The sequence below is a fragment of the Paenibacillus sp. TSA_86.1 genome (assembly GCF_052691815.1).
The window spans coordinates 140,811-166,326 of record NZ_JBQZGE010000003.1 but is presented as its reverse complement, the minus strand read 5'-3'; the positions used below and the strand labels follow the sequence as shown (position 1 = coordinate 166,326).

Annotated in this window: 27 protein-coding genes; 3 read left to right on the top strand and 24 right to left on the bottom strand. The window is 46.5% G+C overall.

Going from position 1 to position 25,516, the window contains the following annotated elements; translation table 11 throughout:
- Positions 1-20: 20 nt before the first annotated feature.
- From ACUTVW_RS09810 to ACUTVW_RS09725, 18 genes are all read right to left on the bottom strand, one after another.
- On the bottom strand, positions 21-1,751 hold the full coding sequence (locus tag ACUTVW_RS09810) for a sensor histidine kinase (RefSeq protein WP_445645870.1): 1,731 nt from the start codon (positions 1,749-1,751) through the stop codon (positions 21-23).
- Between the two features lie 22 nt (positions 1,752-1,773).
- Positions 1,774-2,889: a response regulator transcription factor gene (locus ACUTVW_RS09805; RefSeq protein ID WP_445645614.1), complete on the bottom strand. Its 1,116-nt coding sequence runs from the start codon at positions 2,887-2,889 to the stop codon at positions 1,774-1,776.
- A 239-nt stretch (positions 2,890-3,128) separates the two neighbouring features.
- The gene (locus tag ACUTVW_RS09800; protein WP_445645613.1) at positions 3,129-4,127 is read right to left on the bottom strand and encodes an endo-1,4-beta-xylanase; all 999 of its coding nucleotides are present in this window, start codon (positions 4,125-4,127) and stop codon (positions 3,129-3,131) included.
- A 134-nt stretch (positions 4,128-4,261) separates the two neighbouring features.
- On the bottom strand, positions 4,262-4,609 hold the full coding sequence (locus ACUTVW_RS09795) for a hypothetical protein (protein WP_445645612.1): 348 nt from the start codon (positions 4,607-4,609) through the stop codon (positions 4,262-4,264).
- A 151-nt stretch (positions 4,610-4,760) separates the two neighbouring features.
- Complete coding sequence (locus tag ACUTVW_RS09790) at positions 4,761-5,138, bottom strand: phosphotransferase (protein WP_445645611.1); 378 nt, start codon at positions 5,136-5,138, stop codon at positions 4,761-4,763.
- 109 nt (positions 5,139-5,247) lie between these two features.
- On the bottom strand, positions 5,248-5,616 hold the full coding sequence (locus ACUTVW_RS09785; protein WP_445645610.1) for a hypothetical protein: 369 nt from the start codon (positions 5,614-5,616) through the stop codon (positions 5,248-5,250).
- Positions 5,617-5,625: 9 nt separating this feature from the next.
- Positions 5,626-6,120: a DinB family protein gene (locus tag ACUTVW_RS09780; protein WP_445645609.1), complete on the bottom strand. Its 495-nt coding sequence runs from the start codon at positions 6,118-6,120 to the stop codon at positions 5,626-5,628.
- Between the two features lie 29 nt (positions 6,121-6,149).
- Positions 6,150-6,440, bottom strand: coding sequence for a hypothetical protein (locus ACUTVW_RS09775; protein WP_445645608.1), 291 nt, complete (start codon positions 6,438-6,440; stop codon positions 6,150-6,152).
- 44 nt (positions 6,441-6,484) lie between these two features.
- Positions 6,485-7,009, bottom strand: a complete 525-nt coding sequence (locus ACUTVW_RS09770) for a cysteine hydrolase family protein (RefSeq protein ID WP_445645607.1) — start codon at positions 7,007-7,009, stop codon at positions 6,485-6,487.
- Positions 7,010-7,404: 395 nt separating this feature from the next.
- Entirely contained in the window at positions 7,405-8,349 is a 945-nt protein-coding gene (locus ACUTVW_RS09765) for a GNAT family N-acetyltransferase (protein WP_445645606.1), read from the bottom strand.
- A 3-nt stretch (positions 8,350-8,352) separates the two neighbouring features.
- Positions 8,353-8,979, bottom strand: a complete 627-nt coding sequence (locus ACUTVW_RS09760; protein ID WP_445645605.1) for a hypothetical protein — start codon at positions 8,977-8,979, stop codon at positions 8,353-8,355.
- On the bottom strand, positions 8,976-9,713 hold the full coding sequence (locus tag ACUTVW_RS09755; RefSeq protein ID WP_445645604.1) for a DUF1361 domain-containing protein: 738 nt from the start codon (positions 9,711-9,713) through the stop codon (positions 8,976-8,978). Before ACUTVW_RS09755 ends, ACUTVW_RS09760 begins: the two co-directional genes overlap by 4 nt.
- 60 nt (positions 9,714-9,773) lie before the next feature.
- The gene (locus tag ACUTVW_RS09750; RefSeq protein ID WP_445645603.1) at positions 9,774-10,031 is read right to left on the bottom strand and encodes a GNAT family N-acetyltransferase; all 258 of its coding nucleotides are present in this window, start codon (positions 10,029-10,031) and stop codon (positions 9,774-9,776) included.
- A gap of 11 nt (positions 10,032-10,042) precedes the next feature.
- Positions 10,043-10,510, bottom strand: a complete 468-nt coding sequence (locus ACUTVW_RS09745) for a GNAT family N-acetyltransferase (RefSeq protein WP_445645602.1) — start codon at positions 10,508-10,510, stop codon at positions 10,043-10,045.
- Positions 10,511-10,543: 33 nt separating this feature from the next.
- Positions 10,544-10,948, bottom strand: a complete 405-nt coding sequence (locus ACUTVW_RS09740) for a GNAT family N-acetyltransferase (protein ID WP_445645601.1) — start codon at positions 10,946-10,948, stop codon at positions 10,544-10,546.
- A gap of 162 nt (positions 10,949-11,110) precedes the next feature.
- Positions 11,111-12,340, bottom strand: a complete 1,230-nt coding sequence (locus ACUTVW_RS09735) for an amidohydrolase (RefSeq protein WP_445645600.1) — start codon at positions 12,338-12,340, stop codon at positions 11,111-11,113.
- 56 nt (positions 12,341-12,396) lie between these two features.
- Positions 12,397-12,951: a methylated-DNA--[protein]-cysteine S-methyltransferase gene (locus tag ACUTVW_RS09730; RefSeq protein WP_445645869.1), complete on the bottom strand. Its 555-nt coding sequence runs from the start codon at positions 12,949-12,951 to the stop codon at positions 12,397-12,399.
- A gap of 33 nt (positions 12,952-12,984) precedes the next feature.
- Entirely contained in the window at positions 12,985-13,701 is a 717-nt protein-coding gene (locus ACUTVW_RS09725) for a DNA alkylation repair protein (protein ID WP_445645599.1), read from the bottom strand.
- 188 nt (positions 13,702-13,889) lie between these two features.
- Between ACUTVW_RS09725 and mgtE the strand changes: the two genes are divergently transcribed.
- Positions 13,890-15,260: a magnesium transporter gene (mgtE, locus tag ACUTVW_RS09720; RefSeq protein WP_445645598.1), complete on the top strand. Its 1,371-nt coding sequence runs from the start codon at positions 13,890-13,892 to the stop codon at positions 15,258-15,260.
- A 157-nt stretch (positions 15,261-15,417) separates the two neighbouring features.
- A complete protein-coding gene (locus tag ACUTVW_RS09715; RefSeq protein WP_445645597.1) occupies positions 15,418-16,197 on the top strand; it encodes a methyltransferase domain-containing protein in 780 nt (259 codons plus the stop codon).
- Positions 16,198-16,304: 107 nt separating this feature from the next.
- Here ACUTVW_RS09715 and mmsB read toward each other — a convergent pair whose 3' ends face one another.
- The 6 genes from mmsB to ACUTVW_RS09685 all read right to left on the bottom strand — a co-directional run bounded on the left by mmsB (position 16,305) and on the right by ACUTVW_RS09685 (position 24,649).
- Positions 16,305-17,468: a multiple monosaccharide ABC transporter permease gene (gene mmsB / locus ACUTVW_RS09710; protein ID WP_434749846.1), complete on the bottom strand. Its 1,164-nt coding sequence runs from the start codon at positions 17,466-17,468 to the stop codon at positions 16,305-16,307.
- The gene (gene mmsA, locus ACUTVW_RS09705) at positions 17,452-19,002 is read right to left on the bottom strand and encodes a multiple monosaccharide ABC transporter ATP-binding protein (RefSeq protein ID WP_445645596.1); all 1,551 of its coding nucleotides are present in this window, start codon (positions 19,000-19,002) and stop codon (positions 17,452-17,454) included. The genes mmsB and mmsA overlap by 17 nt, the downstream gene beginning before the upstream one ends.
- Positions 19,003-19,030: 28 nt before the next feature.
- Positions 19,031-20,116, bottom strand: a complete 1,086-nt coding sequence (gene chvE, locus ACUTVW_RS09700) for a multiple monosaccharide ABC transporter substrate-binding protein (protein WP_445645595.1) — start codon at positions 20,114-20,116, stop codon at positions 19,031-19,033.
- Between the two features lie 285 nt (positions 20,117-20,401).
- Positions 20,402-21,649, bottom strand: coding sequence for a response regulator transcription factor (locus ACUTVW_RS09695; RefSeq protein ID WP_445645868.1), 1,248 nt, complete (start codon positions 21,647-21,649; stop codon positions 20,402-20,404).
- 20 nt (positions 21,650-21,669) lie between these two features.
- Positions 21,670-23,655 (bottom strand): cache domain-containing sensor histidine kinase, encoded by a 1,986-nt coding sequence (locus tag ACUTVW_RS09690; RefSeq protein ID WP_445645867.1) that lies wholly within the window; start codon positions 23,653-23,655, stop codon positions 21,670-21,672.
- Entirely contained in the window at positions 23,636-24,649 is a 1,014-nt protein-coding gene (locus tag ACUTVW_RS09685) for a substrate-binding domain-containing protein (RefSeq protein WP_445645594.1), read from the bottom strand. Before ACUTVW_RS09685 ends, ACUTVW_RS09690 begins: the two co-directional genes overlap by 20 nt.
- A 261-nt stretch (positions 24,650-24,910) precedes the next feature.
- Between ACUTVW_RS09685 and ACUTVW_RS09680 the strand changes: the two genes are divergently transcribed.
- A complete protein-coding gene (locus ACUTVW_RS09680; RefSeq protein WP_445645593.1) occupies positions 24,911-25,495 on the top strand; it encodes a LysE family translocator in 585 nt (194 codons plus the stop codon).
- The last annotated feature ends 21 nt before the right edge of the window (positions 25,496-25,516 follow it).

The window sequence follows — 25,516 nt, the reverse complement described above, 5'->3', positions numbered from 1 at the left end:
TGTCCCCCCTTGTTCATAAATCACAGTCTGTCTGTCGGAATATGATATCCGGCTTCTGTACCGCTACCTTTCTCACTGCGAATCGTGAACGTTGCATCCCCGTCATAAAATAATTCCAGGCGGCGATAGACATTGCGAATACCTACATGTGAGCCATCTTTCGCCTGATCCGAGCGTACATCCTGTATTAATTGCCGCAGTTTATCCTGTTCCATCCCTATGCCGTTATCTATGACACGAATAACCAGTCCGGATTCACCCAGCTTAGCTATAATATGAATTAATCGCCCCGTTTTGCGGGCCTGTAAACCATGTTTGCACGCATTCTCCACCAGCGGCTGAATACTCATGCGCGGAATGCGTTTACCAGCAGCCTTTGGATCAATATCCAAGGTATAATCAAACAATTCTCCGAACCTGAACTTCTCAATCTGAAGATAAAGCGTTGTGAATTGCAGCTCCTCCTCCAGTGAAATCAGGTTGTCTGATCTGCTGAGCAGTTGTCTCATAAGCAAAGACAGGCTTTTGATGATTTCCGATACTTCGGTATAACCATTTTTGGTACTCACGACGAGCAGTGCATTCAGTGTATTAAATAGAAAATGCGGGTTCATCTGGCTCTGAAGCATGGATAACTCCGTTCGAACTTGATCCAGTTCCAGATCCTTGTGCCTGATCTCCAGTTTGTAGACATCATTAATGAGGGAATGGATTTTGCTGATCATCATGTTAAACGTACGAATTAACCCGCCAATCTCGTCTCGACCTTCCTGGATTTCAATCAGGTCAAAACGTTCATTCCGCACTTTCTCCATATGCCGTGACAATTTACGGATACGGTAATGGTAAGAACGCAGAATAAAGTAAATGAGTACCGAAGGTACAATGACGCTGATAACCGCCAGCCACAAAATGGAATTACGCGCTTCATCCAATAATTGATCCACATGCCTCGTATCGGCAACTCCGATCAGCTTCCAGCCATCCAGATAAGCCAGATTGCCAAGTGACTTCTCCATGATATATTCGGAATTCACATCTGAAGACCATTGTTCATCTGCCGGGAAGCGTGCACTGGAAACGACCGGACGACTATTGCCATCCACAAGCCGGAGCTGTAGACTGTTCGTCTCACGATTGAGGATGCTATAAATGCGATTTACTTCCAGATCAATTTTGGAATATTTCGCATAGTTAGCGTATGAAGTAAAGGTCTTCATTTTCCCAATGACACTAATTCGTTTCCCCCGGCTGAAGCCGGTCTGTTCCTCATAATCGATGACTAAAATATCCCCGCTTGCTTGATTTAACTGTTCCATGCCCGGCAATGATGTTTCCTTGTCCTTCATGACGATGTAGTGACTACCGGTCTGAATCGTATCATTATCCGTATAAATTCGAACTTCCAGAATGTTGGCTGACATATACCGTGTCAATTTATCACGCAGGAAAAGGTGATACTCGTTGTAATACTCCACAGGTGACTCGTAGGTACGGTCCAGAGCTTCATACAAGGAATCGTCAGCCGCAATCATGCGGCTTAGTGCCACACTCTCATCAATCATACCGACAAGTTCACCTGCAGCCCTGTCAATGGATTTACGTAGATTTTCCTGTTCCCGCACCTCGATATCTGCCGACGTTCGTTGATAAAAAAATAGATTAATCGCAATAATCGGGAGAAGGATGCTCACCACATAGATCAGCAGAAATTTATATCGAAGGGGAATATCGTTTACCGTATGAAACATCCTTTTTTTCTTATGCACATAATCACCCTTGATTGTTTTTATATAGAGATGGAAGCTCACCTGTAAGCGCTTTAAACTTTTCGGTGAAATACTCCGCATCATGATAACCCAGTTCAAATGCAATATCTGAGATTTTCATATTAGTTCGGCGAAGCATTCTGCGTGCCTCTTCGATCCGAAGACGATGAACGTATTCACTGAAGCTGACTCCCATCTCCCGCTTGAACTGCTGACCTAGATAAGCCGCGTTAACATGAATGTGATTCGCCAGCTGCTGCAATTTGATTTTGGTGCGATAATGTTCCTTCAGATACTGGACAGCCTCAGCCACCAGTCCACCAGAACCCGGATCAGCCTGAGCCGTTGCAGCAAATGTTTCCGTAATTCGGATAAACAATTTCTTCAAATCTCCCATGAACCAACTCTCTGTATGATGCCATGTCCGGCCCTGAAGGAGGGTCTGATCCGCTCCGATCATGCCATATCTGCGCAACAGTTCTCCATGGATATACCTGACTGCACTTTGAGTCCAGCCCATCGCAGCCCTAGATTCCCCCATCTCTTGCAGCATATCATCCACAGCACCATCAATGCCTGTTACATCTCCCGCTTCAATTAAAGCCAGGATCTGTTTTGCGCGATACGCCATCTTCTCGAGATCCGCTTCTTCAATCATGACACCCTCATCCGTATGTGAATCTAATAGCCCCATTGCATCATATCGCTCTTCTGCTTGCCTATTCTCAATTTCCTGTCTCTGTGTATCCAGCGGAATAATCAGGTTCCGTAATAACTCATGAATCTCTTCGGGTACCAAAGGTTTAAGCACATATTCATTCACCCGATATCGTATCGCCTGTTGTGCGTAACCAAACTCGGAATACCCTGTCACGATAACGATCTGGGAATCATATCTCAGCTCTTCACGCATGGTTCGAATCAGGCCAAGTCCATCAAGCACCGGCATCTGAATATCGGTTACCACCAGATCCGGATTTACATGATGAATCAGTTCAAGTGCTTCTTCTCCATCCGTTGCAGTTCCACACAACTCATATCCGCAGCCTTGCCAATCGATCATCGTTCTCCAGCCTTCCAGCATAAACGGCTCATCATCTGCTACTATGACCTTGTACATGGATTCACCTGCCATTTCCCCTTTTTTTCTCCAGTATGGCATCGTACAGTCGATGTGACAATGCTAAGATTAGAATAAATCTGCTCTATTCATAAGATACTTCAAAAAAGCCTTACAAGCTCGCCTCTTTTTATGAGGTGTGCATGTAAGGCTATTATTCCGAAACACTCAGCGGATCGCTGGATGTTAGCTTGAACTTATATCTAAACTGAACTTGAGCTTCTGCCTAGACTTGATCCTTACTTTTGCCCAAGAATACGCCAAAATGAATCCTTTGGCTGCAGCTGTGTATCAAACAAAAATGGCCAATTTTTGCGGCCTCGTACCGGAAAATGATCCAACCAAGTATAGTTATCAGCAACACCCCAGAATGTCACGGAAGTGATATTGGATTTATACTCCTGGAACAGTTGAAAAACGTCCTCATACCGCTTCTCTTGAAGCTCCAACATCTCGGACGTTGGCTCTGTCAGATCGGTGCGCTGATCATCATGTTGAAACACGGATAGATCCAATTCGGTTAGATGAAGCTCTACATCCAGTGAAGCATAACGTTCAATGGCTTGACGGATCTCCTCAATGGAAGGGCCATGGATATTCCAGTGCCCCTGCATACCAATGCCGTGTACAGGTACTCCCTGCTCCAGCAGAGACCGTACCAAATTGTATATTTTCTCCCGTTTGACCGGGTTTGTCTCGTTGTAATCATTATAGAATAGCAATGCATCAGGATCAGCTTCATGAGCCATATGGAATGCTCGAGCCAGGTAATCTTCTCCCAGCAATCGTAACCATTTGGTATCTCGCATAATTATGTCGGTCTTATCCTCAATGGCCTCGTTCACAACATCCCATGCGTAAATCTGTCCTTTGTAACGGCCAACAACTGTATCGATATGCTGTTTCAACCGGGACAACATCAACTCTCTCGAAGCCGGGCCTCCGGAAGCATCCTCAAATACCCATGCCGGCGTCTGATTATGCCATACCAAAGTATGACCACGTACACCTATCGCATGACCCACTGCAAAATCAACGATCTCATCTGCTGCCTCAAACGTATATTCATGCTCTCGCGGATGAACCTCTTCAAACTTCATCTGATTCTCCGCGGTAACACTGTTGTAATGCTTCGCAATAAATTGCCCTTCGGATTGTAGCATTCTCGTATGTACTGCTGCACCTATTTTGAATGAATCGGCATAAGCAGTATGTAGGGACGGAATTTCGGTAGACATCCTGGTTCCTCCTCGCAGATTTGTTTCTTTGATCATAACGAAAAATGAATGCGCTTTCCCTGAACAAAATAAACGTTTTGCCCCCTGAAATTCTACCAATTTCAGAACATAAGGATAGAAAGCAGTAATATACGTTATAACTTGTCTACCTGCAACAACGTAACCTGCTTCACGGTACATGCCGGGCTAACCTGTTCCTCGGAGAGAACATTCAGCTTAATCAGGCTCTTCAATTTATGGCTGTCCACCTTGGACATGAGCCTCCAGATCTCCGGGTCGGGCAGGGAAGCGTATAGCTTCTGATCGTCATATTCCTTCCGGTGCTGGAGCACCGTTTTCACCTTATAACTGCCTACTTCTGTCTCGTACACCCCTTGCTGCGCGCAGTATGCCACGATCTCATCTCTCAATACCGATAACGTTTGTTCAATCTCTTTCTGCTGCTGTTTCAGTTCGAAATACGTCTGTACCTTCTGTTCCATTACTCATCACGCTCCTCTACTACCATAGGTATGCAGAAAACGTGAATTTAGGACAGGCTTGATAGCTACCTTGAAAAAGATATTGCGAATACCGAAAGCATATTTTGCGGATTTAAGGAAATGCTCTAGCTCTATTAAGGTGATATTTTAGCTACAACAAGTTTGCGTGCAGGTAGGGGTTTTGAGCAGCTATATTCAACACACGTCGCATCACTTCCGAATCTCCCGGAACATCACCACCGCGCGAAAGCAGTACCCAGCGTAACCAAGCCAACGCTTCAAAGGCTGGTTCTTCATCCGGCATGCTGCTATTAACAGCACGTAATTCGGCCTGATAAAACTCGCCGTACTTTTCTCCGTTATAGATGGTAATTAGGAAAAATGACCATGCCATATCGTATCTGGGGTCTCCGTATTGTCCGTTGGTCCAGTCAATAATAGTATATTTTCCATTCATCTCAACGATGTTCCCCAGGTTATAGTCTCCATGAATCAAATGCTTCTGTCTGATCTGTACACGCTGTATCAAGTCATGAACGATGGGATAGATATCTTCGTGTTTGCCAGCCTGAGGAAAAAAATAGTCAACAAAGTTGTAGCGAGGGATGTAATCTTGTTCTAATTGTTCCGTCTGCGATTCACCAACATGGACTGGATACTGGTGGATATCCCATCCGTCTTAGTATAGATTGATCTAACTGTACAACCGGTACGCCGTCGTAGCTGGTCAGCAACACTTGATTTTGATGCTGATCGATCCCCCAACCATACGGCTTGGATACCTGAATCCCGTTTTGCATCAACTTCTGCAATAATTGATATTGTTTTTGAATGTCCGGCCGAGATTCCTTGTTCCATATTTTCAACACGCAGTCCTGATTATGCAACTCAACGTGCAACACTTCCGCTTCTAATCCAGGCTTAAGCCGGATGAGTCGATGCATCTGCATCATTTTCTGCCGAACCGTTTCATCCAGTTGAACCCAGTTGATGTCATCAAGCCGCATCCCTTGTACTCACGCCCCTTCGTCATGGTTAGGTTGAATCAGCCCTTTGCCTATAAGATTAGCAGATACAGGCTCTTTGCCAAGCTCTCTCGCCCATACGGATAACTGTCCCATATGATGAATTTCATGTGCAATCACATGACGCATAATTTCGCCCCAAGCATCCATATCCACGTGCCCGTCGCGTCGGCGGTCGATGTAAGCTCTCTGTTCCATGCTCGGCTCCCAAGCTAAAACAAAGGCTTCCACGTCCTGATGCAGCTTATAATCCAGTTCCCGAACGGATTCGAGCGTCTGATATTGTGCAAAATCCTCCGCACCATCCGGTTTTCCTTGCATCAGCTGAAGCCAGCTCCACTCGACATCAATGACATGAAAAAAAGTCTTCAAAATGCTTCCTACGCCACCTGTGCGTGGTCGAAGTAATTCTTCTGATGGCAGGTCTGTACACCAAGCATACCACTGTTCACGCACCATCCAGTTGTATCGAAAAAAGGTCTCCATATCTTGCCTCCTATTTAGTGTGGCATTATTCAATCCGATGATTTCCGGGTTAATCTCTTTTTGATATAAACCAGCACATGTATTCCAGCATAAATAAATAGAACATTCACGAAATATACCAGTAAATTAATATGCATATCCGATATGAACCAGATCGACCCTTCCGAGTTTGAGATATGGTAGTCCGTTAAAAAACGAAGTGGAAATCCATACTCTGTTCGAAGTGGAACATTTTCCGTATGCAAAGTACCGGGAATAAAAAGCACAGCCAGTGCAGCAAGCCAGAACGACAGATTTAATATTTTTTTATGTATCTTCATTACGTCCCCTTTTGTTCCTCCTCAAACAGATTGTTCATGCCTCATCACCTCGTAACATGTTTCGAATCCACAACACGGGCAAACATACTTAACGCGGAATTATGATGTTCAATAATCTGGTCTGCCCGAAGTACACTGGAGTTCCATGTGCTATGTGCATCTCGAACGAGCTGTATTTTATAGCCCAAACTAAAGGCTCTGCGACAAGTTGTATCCACACATATCTCCGTCTGCATACCTGCGAGAATCAGCTCGGTTATGCCGAGTTCCTGCAATTTCAAATGAAGCTCTGTTCCGTGAAATGAATCCGGGGTTTCTTTTTCAAAAATCAGATCACCCTCATTCGGTGCAATGGACGGATGGATCTCCCATCCCGCTGTTCCTCGTTCCAACGGACTCCCTGCGCCTTCACTATGCTGTATATAAATCACACGATGTCCAGCATCACGGGCTGAGGTGATCAGCACTTGAATTTTTCTCAGCAGCTGCTCACCCTGATATACAGGATCAGACTCATCAAACATCGCGCTCTGCACATCAATAATAATCAATGCCTTATGATCAACCATTATGCATTCCTCCTGTCTTACTGTATTAAACAAACGGAATTGAACTTTCGTTACAGCCTATTTTACCATTTATCTAAAAGCAGACCTGCCCTTCATTCATTAAAGGTATGCGTGTGGAACCATTTCCGCATCTGATTTATATGTGGCTGATGATAACGATTGTGGTCAGTCATGTGCCAAAGTCTCCAGCGAACAGAAGCTTACTTCTACTGCTTGGCTCTCAATAAAGCCTTAATTTCCTTTAACTCTTCCAAAACCTCTTTCGTATGCTGAGTATTTTTTGAAGTATCAATGGCCGTCTTGATGACATATTGACCTAAGATCAAAAGTATAAGTAAACAAATAATTATGGCGAATATCATGAACTCCTCCTCCTTTTTCTGAATAGGACAACCTTATTCCGCTTGCTCCTCAGGAATATACATTGTCTGAATCTCCTGTACACCTTGAACAAAACCGAGATTCAGATATACCGACTCGGCATCATTACCTTCCATCACATACAGTCGCAAAAATGGATAGTGTCCCTTGAGCATCGTTAATGCTCTTTGCAACATTTGGGTAGCAAGTCCTCTGCCTCTATACGCAGGAATGACACCAATACTGTATACCGCAGCCTGATTGTCCTGTAGACATAGACGGCAGTTGGCGATCAACTCCCCCGTCTCCTGATCGTATACCAATGTAGATGCCTGAGTCAGAATTTCGTTCGTATAATTAGGATCTTCGTCAGGTGTAAAATCTTCTAGTGAGCTCTTTTTTCTTCGCGTTGCTTCCAGACTTCCACCGAAACTTTCCAGATCGCACTGGGCAATCTCCCCTTCGTTCACATATTTGAAGCCACCTGATTCTTTTTCGATAATCTCTGGACTTTTCACGGTCACCCTGCTATCCCAATCCACATCAAAATGATCCGTAGGCCGCTGCATCCATCGGCATCTGAACTCGGCCGGCCAGAATCCGGCTCTTGCAAACCAGTCGACCTGACCCGGAAGAATCTCGAATGACAGAATACGTTTGCTGCAATCCGACCACTGCATTAATTTACGTTTCAGCAGCTTAACGATCTCAAAGCCTTGCTGGAATGGCGGGATGATAAACAAATGATACATCTTGTTAGGCTCCATTCGTACACCGCCTATTTTACTTTCCCCCTGATAAATCCAGTACGCACTGCACCTTGAGGAACTGAATTCTTCTTCCCTGAAAAATCCGACGTATCCCATATCATAATAAATGGTGCAAAATAACCCCCACTCCGTAACATCCGCAAGCCGAATTGAGTATTCCTCCGACAGATCATATTGAAGTGTATCTGCAGTCCATTCTGTTAAATTCATATGTCATTCCTCCTGTACCGGGTATCCGATTTCTGTAACATCCTCTTCCAACTCGTCTAGCTCAATCTCCGGATTTAATGCTTGCAGCAGCTGTTCATTCAATGGTTTCATGGAAAAAATATGCTGGATCGGCTGTAGATCCAATTCAATCTCATAGTACTCCTGAGCCCAGGCATGATAGTACTCTGCACCGCCCACAAAAACTTGTAGCAGAGCATACGCTTCATCCGGAAGCTGTTGAGTTGAGGTCCACTTGTTCTGTTCCTCTTCGTTCCAGATGCAGAAGGTGGTCTGATCCATCATAAAAGCAGGTTCTTCCAGAAACGTTTCGAACACCGACGGCACGCCCTGCAACACATCACTATATTGATGCTTATGAAGAGACGCATAGGCTTTGTCGTAACCTTTGATGATCACACCGCTGGAATCAAACAAAGCAAAATAGTGATCCCCCTCCCCATCTCTCATGGAGGCCATCTGTTCATTTGAATCCCACTGTGCATTGTACGAATAGTACCTGTACTCCCATTCCGGCATCAAAATCGCATCCAGCATCGCTACTGCCTTGAAAATTCGCTGACACTCATGAATACCAGGCAGTTGATAGATAAAATCAGAAGCATTCCTCATGTCTTTCCCTCCTGATTGATCGAATTACTTATTAATGGAATAATTACATATGCAAACCCTTGAATTACAAACAGCAGGGTTACAAACGCTAACATAATGCCATTGCCTTCGCTAAAATCATTCCATAAATCGGTCATAATCTGACCCGGCCGGGATACGATATCCCATGAATTCCAGCGATTAAATCTGCCGATATACACGCCTAAACTGCTCAGAAGCAAGATAACTCCCACGACCATCCAGCAAACGAACCTGTGTACAAACCGATGAAGCACCTGTTGTATTTGCATCACAGAGCGTGTCGAGAGTAGCAAACCCACGACGGCAACGGCAAACGTAAGCGTCAGACTATACCAAAAATCCATGTTAAACCAAAAAGGACTCCCGGGCTGAACCGAAAAATATCGGAATGCGTGAAGCATCTCTGTAAACAGATAGGCCGCATTAGGCAAAAAGAAAAGCCAGATTAGACCGAGCAAAACTGTCAAAGTCTTGCCCAGCCATCCAAGTCTCATAGCCTTACCTTGAAAAACAAGAGCAATTATCGTTGAAATGACAAAGGGAACCCATGCCAGAAACATGTCCCAACCCAAAAAGGCATACATGTTTGAACCGAGCTTTGCTCGCAGATATGCAGCAACTCCTAGACAACATAACGTCATAATCAGCAGTGTAAACGTCATTACCATAAATCTTTTATTCAAAAACTTGTATTGGTGTTGGTTATTTCCCATTTTGTTGGATTGATCCTTTTCCTAAATAATTTATAGATATATTTTAAATATTTTGCTGGACTAGCCATCATAACCAAGCTTCTTATAAAATTGATGGGCCGCATACCTGGTAGCCCCGCTAGCAAGCAGCATCTTCAATGCATTCATCTGCACACATACGTGTTCCAGATGTTCCATTAACTCTGTGCCATATCCCTTGCCTTGCATCATCTCCTCAATTCGTTCAGCCAGCACCACAGTATCCGTGCGATTAGGCAATAGTTCCCTGTACAATCCCTCAATAGCTGCTGCATCGCTCACTTCGGCTTCTCTGATCATTTTTTCCGCCCCTATTCTCTGACCTGATAACTTAAAATAATGTCACCATTATCCTCAAATTCACCCGTTTCCTGAAAGCCACAACGTTTGTACATTGCATTAGCCGCTACATTATGAGGTACATGAGATACCCGGATTTGCCTACAGTCACTACGTTGTTGCAACATGTGAATCATTTCCTGAATGGCACGTTTGCCGAAACCTTGGCCCTGATGTTTGCCATCAATCATAAAACGAAGAATCCAATAATACCCATCGGTATACATTTCATTATCAAACAAAATAAACCCGACCATATCGTTTCCCGCATAGATCCCGTAAGGTCTCGAAGTCACTTCCTTGGTCGCATGAATCAAAGAATCGGCATTGCTGGCTACCAGTGAGAGTTGATCCTCCCGTGGCCGAAGATGAATGCACTCCTGTTCATTTTCCTGTGTGATCTGTTGTAAAGTCACTCTGTTCTCCATGTGATGATTCATATTCATGTCTCCTTCAGCGTTTTCAGACACACCCTAAATTTTCTTCATCAATATAATTTCCAACGGTTGTGTATCCAGCAGCAATGCTCCGGCATCCACATAGCCCATTTTCCGATAGAAATGCTGCGCATGCTCATCCGACTGTGTGGAGGTCATAACCATCTCAAAACCCTTCTGTTTCATTTCATTCTCCCAATACTGCACAACATGTTGCCCTGATCCACGACTACGAAACGGCTCGTCAATCCAGATCATGTTCATGAAAGGGATGTTGTCCCAAAAGTATGCATATCTCATCCAGCCAATCCTTACCCCGTCTTCCCAGAGGATATATATTTCCTTCTCTTTCATTTTGGATTCAATAAGTGTGGGATGGATATGCCGATCTTTTTCAACAACGTATGTATAGTCTGCTTGTGATGCGTATTTAATGTTCATGTGACAACTCCTTCTATCTTAAAATCATAATCTATCATAACCCAAAATGTGGTACTAGCGTATAGTTTCTTCCTCTTTATGAGCTAACCTTCCTTCTACACTTTCCTACGAAAAAAAGCCACGGTATCCGTGGCTTAATCCTCATGCTTTATTTTGTTTACTCTAAGTTAACGTTCCGCTCACCACTTGACCTTGATACCACACCGCTTTCCGGTCGGCTCTGCGAGCAACCGCTTCAGCTGCACAACTCGCCTGTACCAGTACAAAGCTCGCTTCATCCCCAGCCTTCGGCCATACCTTCTTCCCTGCTGCATTCAACGGTGTCACTCCGCCCGTTACATAGGCCAGCGATTGAGACAACGATAATTCATCGCTATATCCATATAGTTCGGCGAAACGGCCTGCCTTTTCCAGCATATCCCCGCTGCCAAATGGAGACCAGTGATCCGTCAGACTGTCCGTGGCCAGTTTCACGTTTACACCCACTCGTTGCAGCATCGGAAGTGGCATCATCGTTCTGCCGATCGGCACCGTTGAAGCAATACTCATTCCCAGCGTTGCCATACGGCTCGCTATCTCTTCGGCTTCCTGCCGCTCCGCTCCGGCAAACCAGAACGCATGACTCACCGTAACTTGACCTTGAAGCCCAGCTTCTTCAGTCAGTCTGACAAGTTCAAGCAGTGTTTGCTTGCCAGCTTCACCACCATCATGCAAATGCATATCGATCCCGGCCTGATGTTTGACTGCCAGTTCCATCATGGTATGCAGCGATTTCTCCACATTCTCATCTACAGTATAGGGATCAAGTCCGCCCACATGTGTTGCCCCCTCGGCCATGGCTTGTCCCATCAGTTCGACTGAGTTTGAGCGTAACAGTCCATGTTGCGGGAAAGCAACAATCTCTGAAGAGATTTTACCTGTATAACTTTCCAGAGCCTGCTTGGTTGCTTCCAATCGTTTCAGCCCGCTAACAGGTTCAATATTGCAATGTGCACGAACATGTGTGGAGCCATAGGTCTGTATTAATGCGAGAATACTCTCCGCCTGACGTTTCGCATCGGGTAGCAACTTCGGCAGCAGCACCTTTTCCTCCTCAATGCGATCAAAGATGCTGGAGCTACGTCGAACAGCTTTCCACGGCCCGTCATAATAGGTTTTATCCAGATGAATATGCGCTTCCTGGAATGAAGGCAGTAGAAGCATCCCTCTCCCATCCACCTGTGGCAGCTTGTCCGTCAGAGGATCATTACCGCCCACAATGGCAGCAATGACTCCGTCCTCAATCCGCAAATGAGCAAGGTCTGTTTGTGTGCCAATTACCTCTGCTCCTTCGTGAATATATCCTTGTTCCAATCTTACATTGGTCAGCCAGTATGCGTGTTGCTGTTGCATTTTCTATCCCTCAATTCTCTTTAACCTGCTATATGATATAGATATCAAACGATACATTAAAAATCAAACCGTGCATGTCCACCATCCGTCACGCCTTCAATCCGTTCAATATCCAATAGTCTGCGTTTCATCTCCAGACCTCCACGAAAACCCGTCAGTTTGCGATTGGCACCAATAATCCGGTGGCATGGCAGCAATACTGGAATGGGATTCGCCCCGTTCGCTGCACCTACAGCTCGTACAGCAGCAGGTCTGCCGATGGCACTAGCAATGTCTCCATACGTGCGAGTCTCGCCATACGGCACGCGCCCGAGTGCTTTCCATACATTCTGTTGAAATTCGGTACCAATCAGGTCAAGTGGGATTTCAGCTGTAAAAGCGATCTTTTCTCCTGCAAAATAAGTCTTCAGCCAATCCATCATGCCTGTCTGCCTTAATACCTGCTCATTCTCTTCGAGTTCAACGCCCGGCGCAATTTTGCCGATCCAGCCATGCCAGTCCTCCAACGTTTCATTGGGCATCACCACGCGGCACAGTCCCTTTTCGGTTGCTAGCAGGCTCCACGGACGACCGTCCAGCTGCATGGTGGTGTACATCATCTTTTGCCTCATCACATACTCACCTTCTCTACTCCATAGTTTATATCAGGAGGTTGTCTGTGTCTGTGTCTGCTTTTTCACCTTACGTTTCATGCTTCGTATCATTTGCTTGTCCTCGGGTGTCGTACGGTACGATTCCGTAATCTTCTGGAGTGCCTTGTTGTACGTAAAATCATCAAGCGTATTGTACTTCAAATAAGGCATAGTCACTTCAGGCTGTTTCACATAAGCAATCGAGATTGCCCAAGCCACCGCCATTTTCACATAATAGGCCTCATGTTTAATCTGATCAAGTAAGGGTAACACCTGATGAATATAGGGCTCCTCCAAGTAAAAGTTCAGCAGCATCACGACACCAAACCGGATCTCATATTCCTGATTAGACTTCAAATAAGGTTGAATGAAGTTCCACATCGCTTCGGCATGCACTTTCGTATATTTCAGTCCGGCACAGAAGCTGTCACACACCGACCAGTTATCGATTTTGGGTACAAAAGCCGCAATGCGTGTCAGCAGCTCGTCCAGATCTGCTTGCACATGACCAATCACCATTGCTTGCAGCATCACTTCTTCAAAATATTCATCCTGCGCCGTATCCAGATACGTTCGCCAGTCTGCTGCAGCAATCTGTTTGGCTATTTTGCGAATTGTGGGTAAGCGCACACCCAGCACATTTGAAATGTTCGGAATAAGGGACGCTGCGAATTTCTGGTATTCCGGCTCAGCCAGGCTGAGCAGTTGCGTTCGAATCTCGGTTTCCAAGGGCAAACGACCTCCTCATTTGTTGCTGTAGAACAAGTATATCCTGAGTGTTTTCATTTGTAAGCCCTTCTCGAATGTTTGAGCAAGATTTCAATATGTCTTATACTTCACTGCATGTACCATTGTTTAAGAACAGAGCGTTTCCGTTTAAAAATATGAAGCTGACCATTCAGGAAAGGAGTGTCAATATGAACGGTTCTCAAGCCAATAAAGATTTTTCCGTTGAAGAGATCACCCAGCAACTGACACAGCATGTACATTCCCAGAATCTACCGGAATTCTATAAACTGGTGAAGGAACTGCGCCCCTATGATCTTTCACTTATCTATAAAAAATTCCCTGAAGACGAAAAGAATCGTTTTCTTCTTCTATTTAAACCGGATACCCTTGCCGATCTGGCCGAGAACCTGAAGCTGCACGAGCAGGCTGAATTGTTCGAACGACTCGGGCCAGAACGTACACTGGAAGTCATGCAGCAGATGGACAAAAGTGACCTCATCCGCTTCATGCACGATCTGCCCGCAAAACGCAGGGAAGAGCTGTTATCCAGCATGAATCTGGACCACTCCGCCATTATCCGGTCTGTACTTAGCTATCCACCAGAGACAGCCGGACGGATCATGACTGACCGCTATCGTACCTTGTTCACCCACGATACAGCCAAGGAAGCACTGAGACAATCGCAAGGCACGTTACACCTCTCCGCCTCCAGTTATCTCTATGTTGTCGACGATCAGGGCAAGCTGGCTGGTGTGGTCAGTTATCGTTCTCTCGCCCTGGCTGACGACAAAACCAAGGTTGAAGAATTGATGACCAGACGGGTCATCCACGCCACCGTAGATATGGATCAGGAAGAAGCTGCCCAGTTGCTCCAGCGTTACGAGTTCATTGCCCTTCCGGTTGTGGATGAGAACAACCGGCTGTGCGGGATTATCCAGATGGACGACGTCATTGACATCATTATGGATGAGGCCAGTGAAGACCTCGCCAAAATGGGCGGCGGCGGTAAAGATATTGACTTTGATACGAAACCGCTCGTTGCGGTCAGACGCAGGTTACCCTGGCTTATTTTGCTGTTATTGATTGGATTGATATCAGGAAGCATTGTGGATTTCTTTGAAGATACGCTGAATCAGGTTGTCGCTCTTGCGTTCTTCATGCCCATGATAGCCGGAATGACGGGAAATACAGGCACGCAGTCCCTTGCTGTTGTCGTACGCGGACTTATTGGACGCAAGCTGGACAGGTCAACTGTACTCGCTCTGATTGGACGAGAGATTAAAGTCGGTACGATGATCGGTCTTGTCTGCGGTCTGCTGATCACGGTCATTGCGTATATCTGGCAAGGGGACTGGCTACTCGGTATGATTATCGGGGTATCCCTGTTCTTAACGCTGATTATCGGCACACTGACAGGCACATGTATCCCGCTCCTGCTCAGTCGTTTCAAGGTTGATCCCGCTGTGGCATCGGGCCCGTTAATTACGACGTTAAATGATATTTTGTCCCTGTTTATCTACTTTGGTATTGCTACACGTTTCATAGGCGCACTGATGTAAATCATACTGTGTAGGGATCGGTTTAAACTAAGCCGTCTCTAATTCAAAAATGTATATTTAAGCCAGCGCCTCTTGACGATGAAGATAATTATGGTATTGTAAAGGCATATCACTTATTGAAACTACGTTTCACACAACGGAACAAGAGGTGATTTGAATGCCAATTAATTTTCACGATAAACGAAACCGAATGACGTACACAACCAGAACTGCCGATGTATCTTGGTTATCTTTGATTAAGGAGCATGCAGGCATAGTTGGTAAAGAAATTGTTGACATCGGCTGCGGCGGAGGGATTTATACTAGAGCTTTAGCAAGCTCAGGGGCAGCACATGTTACTGGAGTAGACTTTTCACATGAGATGTTACAAGGGGCGGCTCGACATTGTGAGAATCTGAGCAATGTCACATTGCAACAAGGGAATGCCTACAACTCAGGGCTTCCAGACCATACCTTTGATATCGTCTTAGAAAGAGCGCTCATACATCATTTGCATGATTTGCACAGCTGTTTTCAAGAAGCTAAGCGTATCCTGAAACCTGGCGGTGTATTCATCATTCAAGACAGAACACCGGAAGATTGTTTAATGCCAGGGGATGAAAATCATATTAGGGGTTACTTCTTCGAAAAGTATCCTAAATTGATTGACATGGAACGCTCCCGTCGGCACGAAGCCGCTGAAGTCCAAAAATTGCTTGATTCTAATGGATTCGTGATCCTTAAAACAGTGCAGCTTTGGGAGACTAGATGTGTTCACCAGGACATGGCTGCATTGAATAGCGATCTGGCGCAGCGAACTGGACGCTCTATTCTTCATGAATTAACAGACCATGAGCTTGGAGAGCTGATTGTGTTTATTAACAGCAAACTTAGAAACCGTGCTGATGCAATTATCGAGAAGGACTCATGGACGTTGTGGATTGCGGTTCCAAAATAAAAACAAAAAGGCTTGGCACATGCCAAGCCTTTTCACTAACTCCATATTTCAAATTTACGGCATCTCATAAGACCTGTCGGAGCGAGCTACGAACCAACTGTTATGATTTAAGCAGCTCTTTTGTTTTTGTTATAGATATCAAATGCCACTGCCAGCAACAGCACCAATCCTTTGATTCCCTGTTGCCAGTCAATCCCTAGACCAATCAGGGACATCCCGTTGTTCAGCACACCCATGACCAGACCACCGATGATTGCACCAAAAACGGTTCCAATCCCGCCCGATGCCGATGCTCCACCGATGAAGCAGGCCGCAATGGCATCCAGCTCAAAGTTGGTACCCGCTCTTGGCGTAGCCGCATTCAGACGCGCAGCGAAGATCAAGCCCGATACAGCTGCAAGTGTACCCATATTTACGAACACCCAGAAGGTCACTTTTTTCGTTTTAACACCAGACAGTCCGGCTGCCTTCTCATTGCCGCCGAGTGCATACACATGACGTCCCATAACCGTACGATTCATGACAAAGGAATACACCACGATCAGCACAAACAGGAGCACCAGAATGTTCGGAATACCCGCATAACTTGCCAGTACAAAGGTGAACAGGTTGGTAACTGCTGCTACCACAATCAGCTTGAGCAGGAACAGGCCTTGCGACACCACTTCAAAGCCATACTTACGCTGGGAAGCACGTTCCCGAAGTTCATTCACAATGTACCAGATCGTAAGTGCAATCCCCACAATGATAGATACCAGACCCAGGCCAGAGAATTGAACATCCGGCAAGAAACCGGAGCTAATTTTCTGGAACCCGGCAGGGAAAGGAGAAATAGACTGCCCTTCCAGTACGATCATGGTCAGACCGCGGAACAGCAGCATGCCCGCCAGCGTAACAATGAAGGCCGGAATCCGCACATACGCGATCCAGAAGCCTTGCCATGCACCTATTAGTGCACCCACCAGCAAGGAAGCAATAACTGCAAGCCAGGCTGGAAGCTGCCAATCGACCATCATAATGGCGGCTACAGCGCCGACAAAGGCCGCAATGGAACCAACGGACAAGTCGATATGTCCTGTGATAATGACCAGCACCATACCAATGGCGAGGACTAAAATGTAACTGTTTTGCAAAATCAGGTTCGTGATATTAATTGGCTTGAGCAGCAGCCCGCTCGTCAGTACCTCAAAGAGAATCATAATGACAACGAGGGCAATGATCATGCCATATTGACGTATATTATTTTTGAACAGTTTAGTTACCGTTTCCATGCTTACCGCCTCCAGACTTGGTCATATATCTCATCAGTGTTTCTTGCGATGCCTGCTCCCGGTTAACTTCACCCGTGATTCGTCCGGCATTCATCACATAAATCCGGTCACACAGGCCGAGAACCTCTGGCAACTCTGATGAAATCACCAGCACACCCTTGCCTTCGGCAGCAAGCCGGTGGATAATCGTATAAATTTCGAACTTGGCACCCACGTCGATCCCGCGTGTCGGCTCATCCAGAATGAGAATATCCGGCCCGGCAAAAATCCATTTGCTCAGCACCACCTTCTGCTGGTTACCTCCGCTCAGATTGCCTGTTTTCTGCAGGATATTAGGAGCTTTAATGTTCATGCTTTTTTTCATCTCTTCCGCAACCAGTACTTCCTCCTGCTCGTTCACAACGGCATTACGAGTCAGTTTGCCAAGTCCGGTGAGTGAAATGTTGCGTTTGATATCATCCATCAAAATAAGGCCATATTCCTTGCGATCCTCCGTCACATAAGCAAAACCATTCTGAATCGCCTCAGTCACACTGTTGTTCTGAATCGGCTTGCCATCCTTGACCAACTGTCCAGAAATGTTGCGCCCATACGATTTGCCGAAAATACTCATCGCAAGCTCTGTCCGTCCTGCCCCCATCAATCCCGCGATGCCTACAATCTCACCGCGTCTGATGTTCATGTTGATCTGATCCAGCACCTTGCGCTCCGCCTGATGCTCGTGATACACCGTCCAGTCTTTCACTTCCAGCACCACGTCACCAATGGTGGCATGACGTTCAGGGTAGCGGCTCGTCAGATCCCGTCCAACCATGCCGCTGATAATGCGATCCTCGCTAACGTTATCCTTTTTCATATCGAGCGTTTCAATCGTTTTGCCGTCCCGCAGAATGGTTACCGCATCTGAAACCTTCGTGACCTCGTTCAGCTTGTGGGAGATCAGGATACAGGCGATGCCTTGCTTTTTGAATTCCAGCATCAGTTGCAGCAGATTTTCACTGTCGTCCTCATTCAATGCTGCCGTAGGCTCATCCAGGATGAGCAAACGTACTTTTTTGGAGAGCGCTTTCGCAATTTCAACAAGTTGCTGCTTACCTACGCCGATGCTGGATACCAGCGTGTTCGGATTTTCGTTCAGACCAACTTTGCCAAGAAGTTCACGTGTTCCGACAAAGGTTTCCTTCCAATTCACGATGCCCTTACTGGCACGTTCATTGCCAAGATATATATTTTCCGCAATGGAGAGATACGGGATCAGCGCCAGCTCCTGATGAATAATGACAATGCCCAGATCCTCGCTCTGCTTAATATCTTTGAATTCACATGTTTTACCACGGAACAAAATGTCCCCTTCATAGCTTCCATGCGGGTATACTCCGCTTAGCACCTTCATCAATGTAGACTTGCCGGCTCCATTCTCTCCGCATATGGAATGAATTTCGCCTTCCCGGATTTTCAGGTTAACGTTCTCCAGCGCTTTAACTCCCGGGAACGTTTTGGTTATGTTCTTCATCTCAAGAATGATGTCCGTCATGGCATGTGCTCCTTTCCTGGATGTACCTTTAAGGCAATCCTATTTCTTCTTTCGTGTAATACTTGCTGCCTACAATATCTTTTTCCACGTTGGTCCGATCCACAGAGATCGGGTCAAGCAGATATGCCGGAACAACCATTAACCCGTTGTTATATGATTCCGTATCATTAACCTCTGCTTGTTTTCCTTGCAAAATGCTATTAGCCATCTCCACCGTTTTCTCAGCGAGCTTACGTGTGTCCTTGAAGACCGTCTGTGTCTGTTCCCCAGCCACAATGGACTTGATGGATGCCAGTTCCGCATCCTGCCCCGTAATAACGGGAAGTGGTTTGTTCGGCTTGCCGTAGCCAATCCCTTTCAGAGATGAGATGATCCCGATACTGATTCCGTCATAGGGAGATAACACGGCATCGAGATTATCGCCTGAATAGTAAGCACTCAGCAGGTTATCCATCCGTGATTGGGCCAAGGCCCCGTCCCAGCGCAGTGTGGCAATTTGAGCCATCGTCATCTGTTTACTGCGGACGACTAGCTTGCCAGAATCGATATATGGCTTCAGTACAGACATTGCACCGTCGAAGAAAAAGTATGCATTGTTGTCATCCGGTGATCCGCCAAACAGCTCAATGTTAAACGGCCCCTTGCCATCTTTAAGCCCCAGCTTCTGCTCAATGTAGGAGGCTTGCAGCACCCCGACTTTAAAGTTGTCAAACGTAGCGTAATACGTCAGATATGGCGTATTACGAATAAGTCGGTCATACGAGATGACCTGAATGCCTTCGTCATGTGCCTTCTTGATGACATCGGTTAGCGTGTTACCATCAACAGATGCGATAACCATCACATCGACACCTTTGGTAATCATGTTTTCAATCTGGGAGATTTGATTCTCAACCACGTCTTCAGCGTACTGAAGATCTGTTTTGTAACCTTGCTCCTGAAACAGACGAACCATATTCTCTCCGTCGCCCACCCAGCGTTCCGATGATTTGGTAGGCATGGATATGCCGACATATCCTTTTTCTTTGCTACCCACATCACTTTCAGCCAGATTACAGGCCGAGAGCATCAAGGCCATGATTAGCAGCCAGATGAGTATTGCTCCTTTTTTCATATGAAGTTCCCCTTTCCTCACGTCATCGCATTCGGTTTGATTCGTAAGATAACGCTTACAACACATGGAGTATCGTGCAGCTTATTGTTCCTCTCTGCATCCCATGGTAGCATTTCACAGCCAGTGGGGTCTTTGCAGGTTTTGAACCTTTTTTATAAAAATTTAACTTTTGATGGAAATGAACAATAAAAACCCACCGCAGGTGGTTAACCTTAGCGGTGGGTTTTTTGTTAGTTTTGAAAATGTCATAATAATCGTTCAATCCGATGGGATTCATTTAGAAGTCTACATCGGACCTGCGGAGGAACTATCCGTTCCGCCATTTTTGCGATACTGAACAGGCGAGATGCCCATCGTTTTTTTAAATGCTGTGCTGAAATAATGCTGTGTATCATATCCTACTCGTTCAGCAATCGAATGAATCGGGAGTGATGTGGAGTCCAGCAACTGTGCTGCCTTACGAATGCGGGCACGGGTAACCAGTGTAACGAAGGAATCGTTCAGCTCCTTTTTTAACACACGGCTGAGGTACACCGCCGATACCTGCAAACGGGATGCCAGTGATTCGAGCGTCAGCTCGCGTTCTGCGTACTCTTCCTGAATCAACTGCCGTGCCCTGCGAACGAGCGGAGAGAGTTTCACTTCTTCATACACCTGTTCACGGCAATGCCGGTATGTATCCGGCACCTCTTCCAGCAAACCGATGTGAGGTTCTACATGGGCATGTACCGAAATATTCAAGCAAGCACTAATCTGCTGCTCCAGCAGAGATGCGATCTCCTCTGGAGCCTCCTGCCACAGACAGATCCCGATGACACTGCTGGCATCGCGGAAGAGTACATGCGGACGATCTTCGAGCAGTTCTGTAATGATATTTTCTACAGCAAACAGAAACAGCTGACGATCCGTCTCTCTCAGTATCGTCTGACGCGCTTCGGCAGCAGGCCAGCGCACAACCCCCACTTGTACAGGCGATACCGACGGCAAATGTAGGAATGCAAGCTGCTCCGTCAGGTTTTTCCCACCTGCCTGTCCCTCCATCCACTCCTGACAAAATCGCTGTCTTAACAGCGGAATGTTCCGTTCAATCTGCTGCGCCGCCTGTCTGACATATGCTGTCCGCTGATGTTCCTCATCCAGCCGCTGACGTAATCGCTCAAGTGCAGCTCTCAACTGGTCTGCTTGTACAGGCTTCAGAATATAATCCTCCACCCCAAGACGAACCGCTTCCTGAGCATAAGCGAATTCATCATGTCCTGATATGATCAGATAACGGACTCCAGGGCACTGCTCCTGTAAAGCACGAATCAGTCCAATGCCATTCAGAAACGGCATATTCATATCAACCAGCACCACATGTACATTCAGCTCGACCGCCTGTTCGAGTGCTTCTTCACCGTCCTCGGCTTCGCCGACAACTTCCATGCCAAGCGCGGCCCAATCCATAGCTTCCCGAATACCTTCTCGAATAATGGGTTCATCGTCAGCAATCAGCACACGGTACAGGGTATCCGTTGCATTTACGGGTGTCATTGTATAATCCACGGCCTTCTTCACTCCTTCTCCTGTCGATCTTGGTTATCCGGCGGCTCAATCCGGGGAATTCCGGTTGCAGGCATTTCACGCATTAACGGATGCACAATTGTAACACAGGTTCCTTCATTCGGCTTGCTGTGCAGCAAAATCCCATAATCGCTGCCGAATGATAAACGTAAGCGTGCCTGTACATTCAGCATCCCATAACTTTTGCCTGTCCACTCCGGTGAAGTCGATTCCAGACTCTCCATGGGCATATCGAGCAGCTGAAGCATCTCTGCGAGCCTTTCCCTGGTCATTCCGGCTCCATCGTCCTGAATCGTCAGATGAAGCCGCCCCTGCTGCACATGCCCTCTAATGACAATGTGGCCTGGGCCACGTCTGCCCTTAATACCATGGTAAATTGCATTTTCCACCAAGGGCTGGAGCAACAGTTTGAGCACGTACAAGTTCTGCAATTCTTCCGGGACATCTACGGTACAATGAAGACGATCACGGTACCTTGTCTGCTGAATCTGCAAATAACTGTTGATATGCTCCAGCTCCGAGTGTAGCGGAATATAATCCTGACCCTTGCTCAGCCCGATTCGGAACAAACGAGACAAGGCGGAGACCATATCGGACACACCGTCAGTCCCTTCTTTTCGAGCCATCCAGTGAATCGTATCCAGCGTATTATATAAAAAATGAGGTTTGATATGCTCCTGTAAGCTACGCATCTCCGCATCCCGTTTCTGCCGCTCCCGCAGCTCATTTAGCGAGATTAACTGACGAATCTGACTGAGCATTCGGTTAAAACTGTTGCCCAGCATACCGATCTCATCAGCCCGATCGCTCCAGCGTCCTGCACTGAGATTGCCTGTCTCTGCCCTTCGCATATATGACATCAACCGGAAAATCGGCTGGGCAATCGAACGCGAGAACCACAAGGATGCACTCAGGCCAAACAAACACACCACGAAGACAAAGCTCACCACGTAAAACTGAATCTGCCGCACCTCGGATATGGACTCTTTGGTCGGGAATACCCCTACCGTTCTCCAACCTGTAAAGGTAGAGGATTGATACATGAATAATAATGTCTCGCTATCCACCTCTTTCGTAAACGTTCCACTCTCCCCGGAAACAAACCAGTTCGTCGGGATCTGTTCAATCAACGGATGCTCCGGTTTGTATACACTTTGTCCTTCCGCATCCGTAACCATGACATACCCCGATTTCCCAAGCTTCACATTGCGTGCTGCCTGTGAAACAGACCTCAGCTTGAGGTCAATCAGCACGGCACCCTTCACCAGGCCGGTTGTCTCATCCGTCACAGAACGGGCGACCGATACGATCTCATCGTTTTTATACCGCACATGGGTTGTCATGTTGCGCTCCTGCGGCTGACCCAGCACCGTGAAAATACCTGGTTGCGCTGCAGCCTTTTGATACCAATCTTCCCGGGTCAAACGCTGCTCCGTTCGAGGGTACATCTCGTTGCTGATATAGTCACCGCTACCGTTCACAAGCACGATGCCGGCTATCTCCGGATATAACGTAGTGAATCCTTGCAAGGTCTGCTTGATGCCATACAACCGATTCTGCTCGGATTCCGTGTAAACTTGATTGGCCGGAGGTTTAATTCGTTCGGGTTCGGGTTCGGGTTCGGGTTCACGTTTGCCTCCGTCCCCATCTCCGCTGATCTTATGATCCATGAATGCATTGACATCTGGTTCAAACGCAATCAGGTACGTCATATTTTGCAAGTTCTCCATCTTGGTATTCAGCGCTTCATTGACCTTGCCAATCAGTTGCATCGTATGACCTTCAACCTGCCGCTCCACCACCCGTTCTACCGTCCAATTCACGAGCAGACCCAAGCCTACAGACGGCACAATCGCAAAAAGTAAAAACAGCAGCATCAGCTGATACCGTAACGGCATGTTGCGCAGACGCAAGCGACGGACACCATTTCCGATTACAGAGCGCCAGGTTTTCTGATTATTTTGCATAATAATCATCCACATTCGAACGTGTCACGACCGAGATCCCCGTATCTACCGTTACAGGCAACGGTGCGTTTTCTCCAGAAGGCGAAGGCGCGGGAACGGTCAAGTGGTGGTGCAGATGGAATAAATATTGAAGTGACCAATATCCCATGTTCCATGTTCCTTGTGCAATCGTGGCCGATATCGTGCCATTTTGGATCAGATCCAGTGTCGCTTTATTCGTGTCAAAAGAAATAATGTGTACCTTCTGACCATGGTTTGAGCCTGCATTTTGCACCGCTTCCCCAGCCCCGGCTCCTCCCGTTGCCTCGGTGACAAATATACCTGCCAGCTTCGGATGTGCCTTCATCATCCGGATCGTTTCGTCACGGGATTTCAGCGTATCCCCATGTCCGTCTGCCACTTCAACCACTTGCATGGAAGGATATCGCTGTTCAATCGTTTCACGGAATCCTTTGGTTCGTTCTTCATGATTCTGCTGTCCCGGCAACGTTAATACCGCTACTTCTCCCTCACGACCGAGCAGTTCGGCCATTTTATCCGCTGCCGTTACGCCTGCTTTGTAATTATCTGTTCCCAAAAATGAATATGCCTTACTCCCTGGTGCATCTGCATCGAACAGGATCACAGGAATATCTGCTTCCACAGCTTTATTAATGGCAGGAATCAATGATTTCGGGTCGATCGCTGATATGGCGATGCCTGCAGGTTTGCGTGCAATGGCCTGCTCAATCACCGTGGTCTGCTCTTTGGCGTCATACCGTGTAGCCCCGCGATATTCGACGGTCACGCCAAGCGCATCCGCAGCATCTTCAAAACCTTTTAGCGGACTCTTCCAATATTCCAGCCCGGACTGAAACGTAATCATCATGTACGTCTCACCCAGATCACCGCGCAGTCCGCGGTTTTCCCACGAGCTATTCACCTGACTGGTATATTCAAACCTCAATACATACAACGCAAACGCCGCAATCAACACAATATAGATCAGCAGCATTTTTTTCATCTCGTTCACTTCCTCAAGTGGTCTATGTCTATTTGTACATCCTCACTCCGTTATAGATTGTAAACGCAATCATTCAAAAAGGAAACCTCTCCGTTAAAGTGTAAAAGAGAAATCAAACTTATATAAATGGTAGCTGATCAGGAAACATAACCATAACCCAAAGCTCAGCTGCAATAATGTACTATAGCTAAGGTCTGCATTGTCTTATGATTACGACAATGATCGTTCAATTTAAACCTAGCATCGAAGAAGGAGCTCCAGATGAATATACTATCTTTTTTAATCTACTGTATTGTTGTCACATTTACACCCGGCCCCAGCAATATTGTCATTCTCTCCTCCACACAAAAAGTAGGCGCACGCCGCACCATGCCTTATGTCTGGGGAGCAACTCTGGCTTTTGGATTACTACTTACCGCTTCTGCTTTTCTGAATCAGCTTCTTGCTGACATCTTGCCGAGCATACTACAAGTCATGCAGATCATCGGCAGCATCTACATGCTGTACCTCGCGTATCAGGTCTATCGAATGGGCTCTACTGAAGCCGCTCCCCAGGCCATATTAGGCTTTTGGAACGGTGTGATGATGCAATTTGTCAATCCCAAGGTGGTGCTATTTACCTTTACCGTCATTCCAGCCTATGTACTTCCTTACGTCGCTGCAGAATCCTGGTCTGCGTTCTTCTATGTGATGCTGATTACGTGTATTGGTTTTCTGGCATACTCCAGCTGGGTGGTGTTCGGAACTGTCTTTCGATCGTTACTGAATCGATATCAGCGAACATGCAGTATGCTAATGGCTCTCTTTTTGATATACTCAGCTATTATTGTGTCAGGTCTTATCTAACAACTTACTCAATCTGCGGAG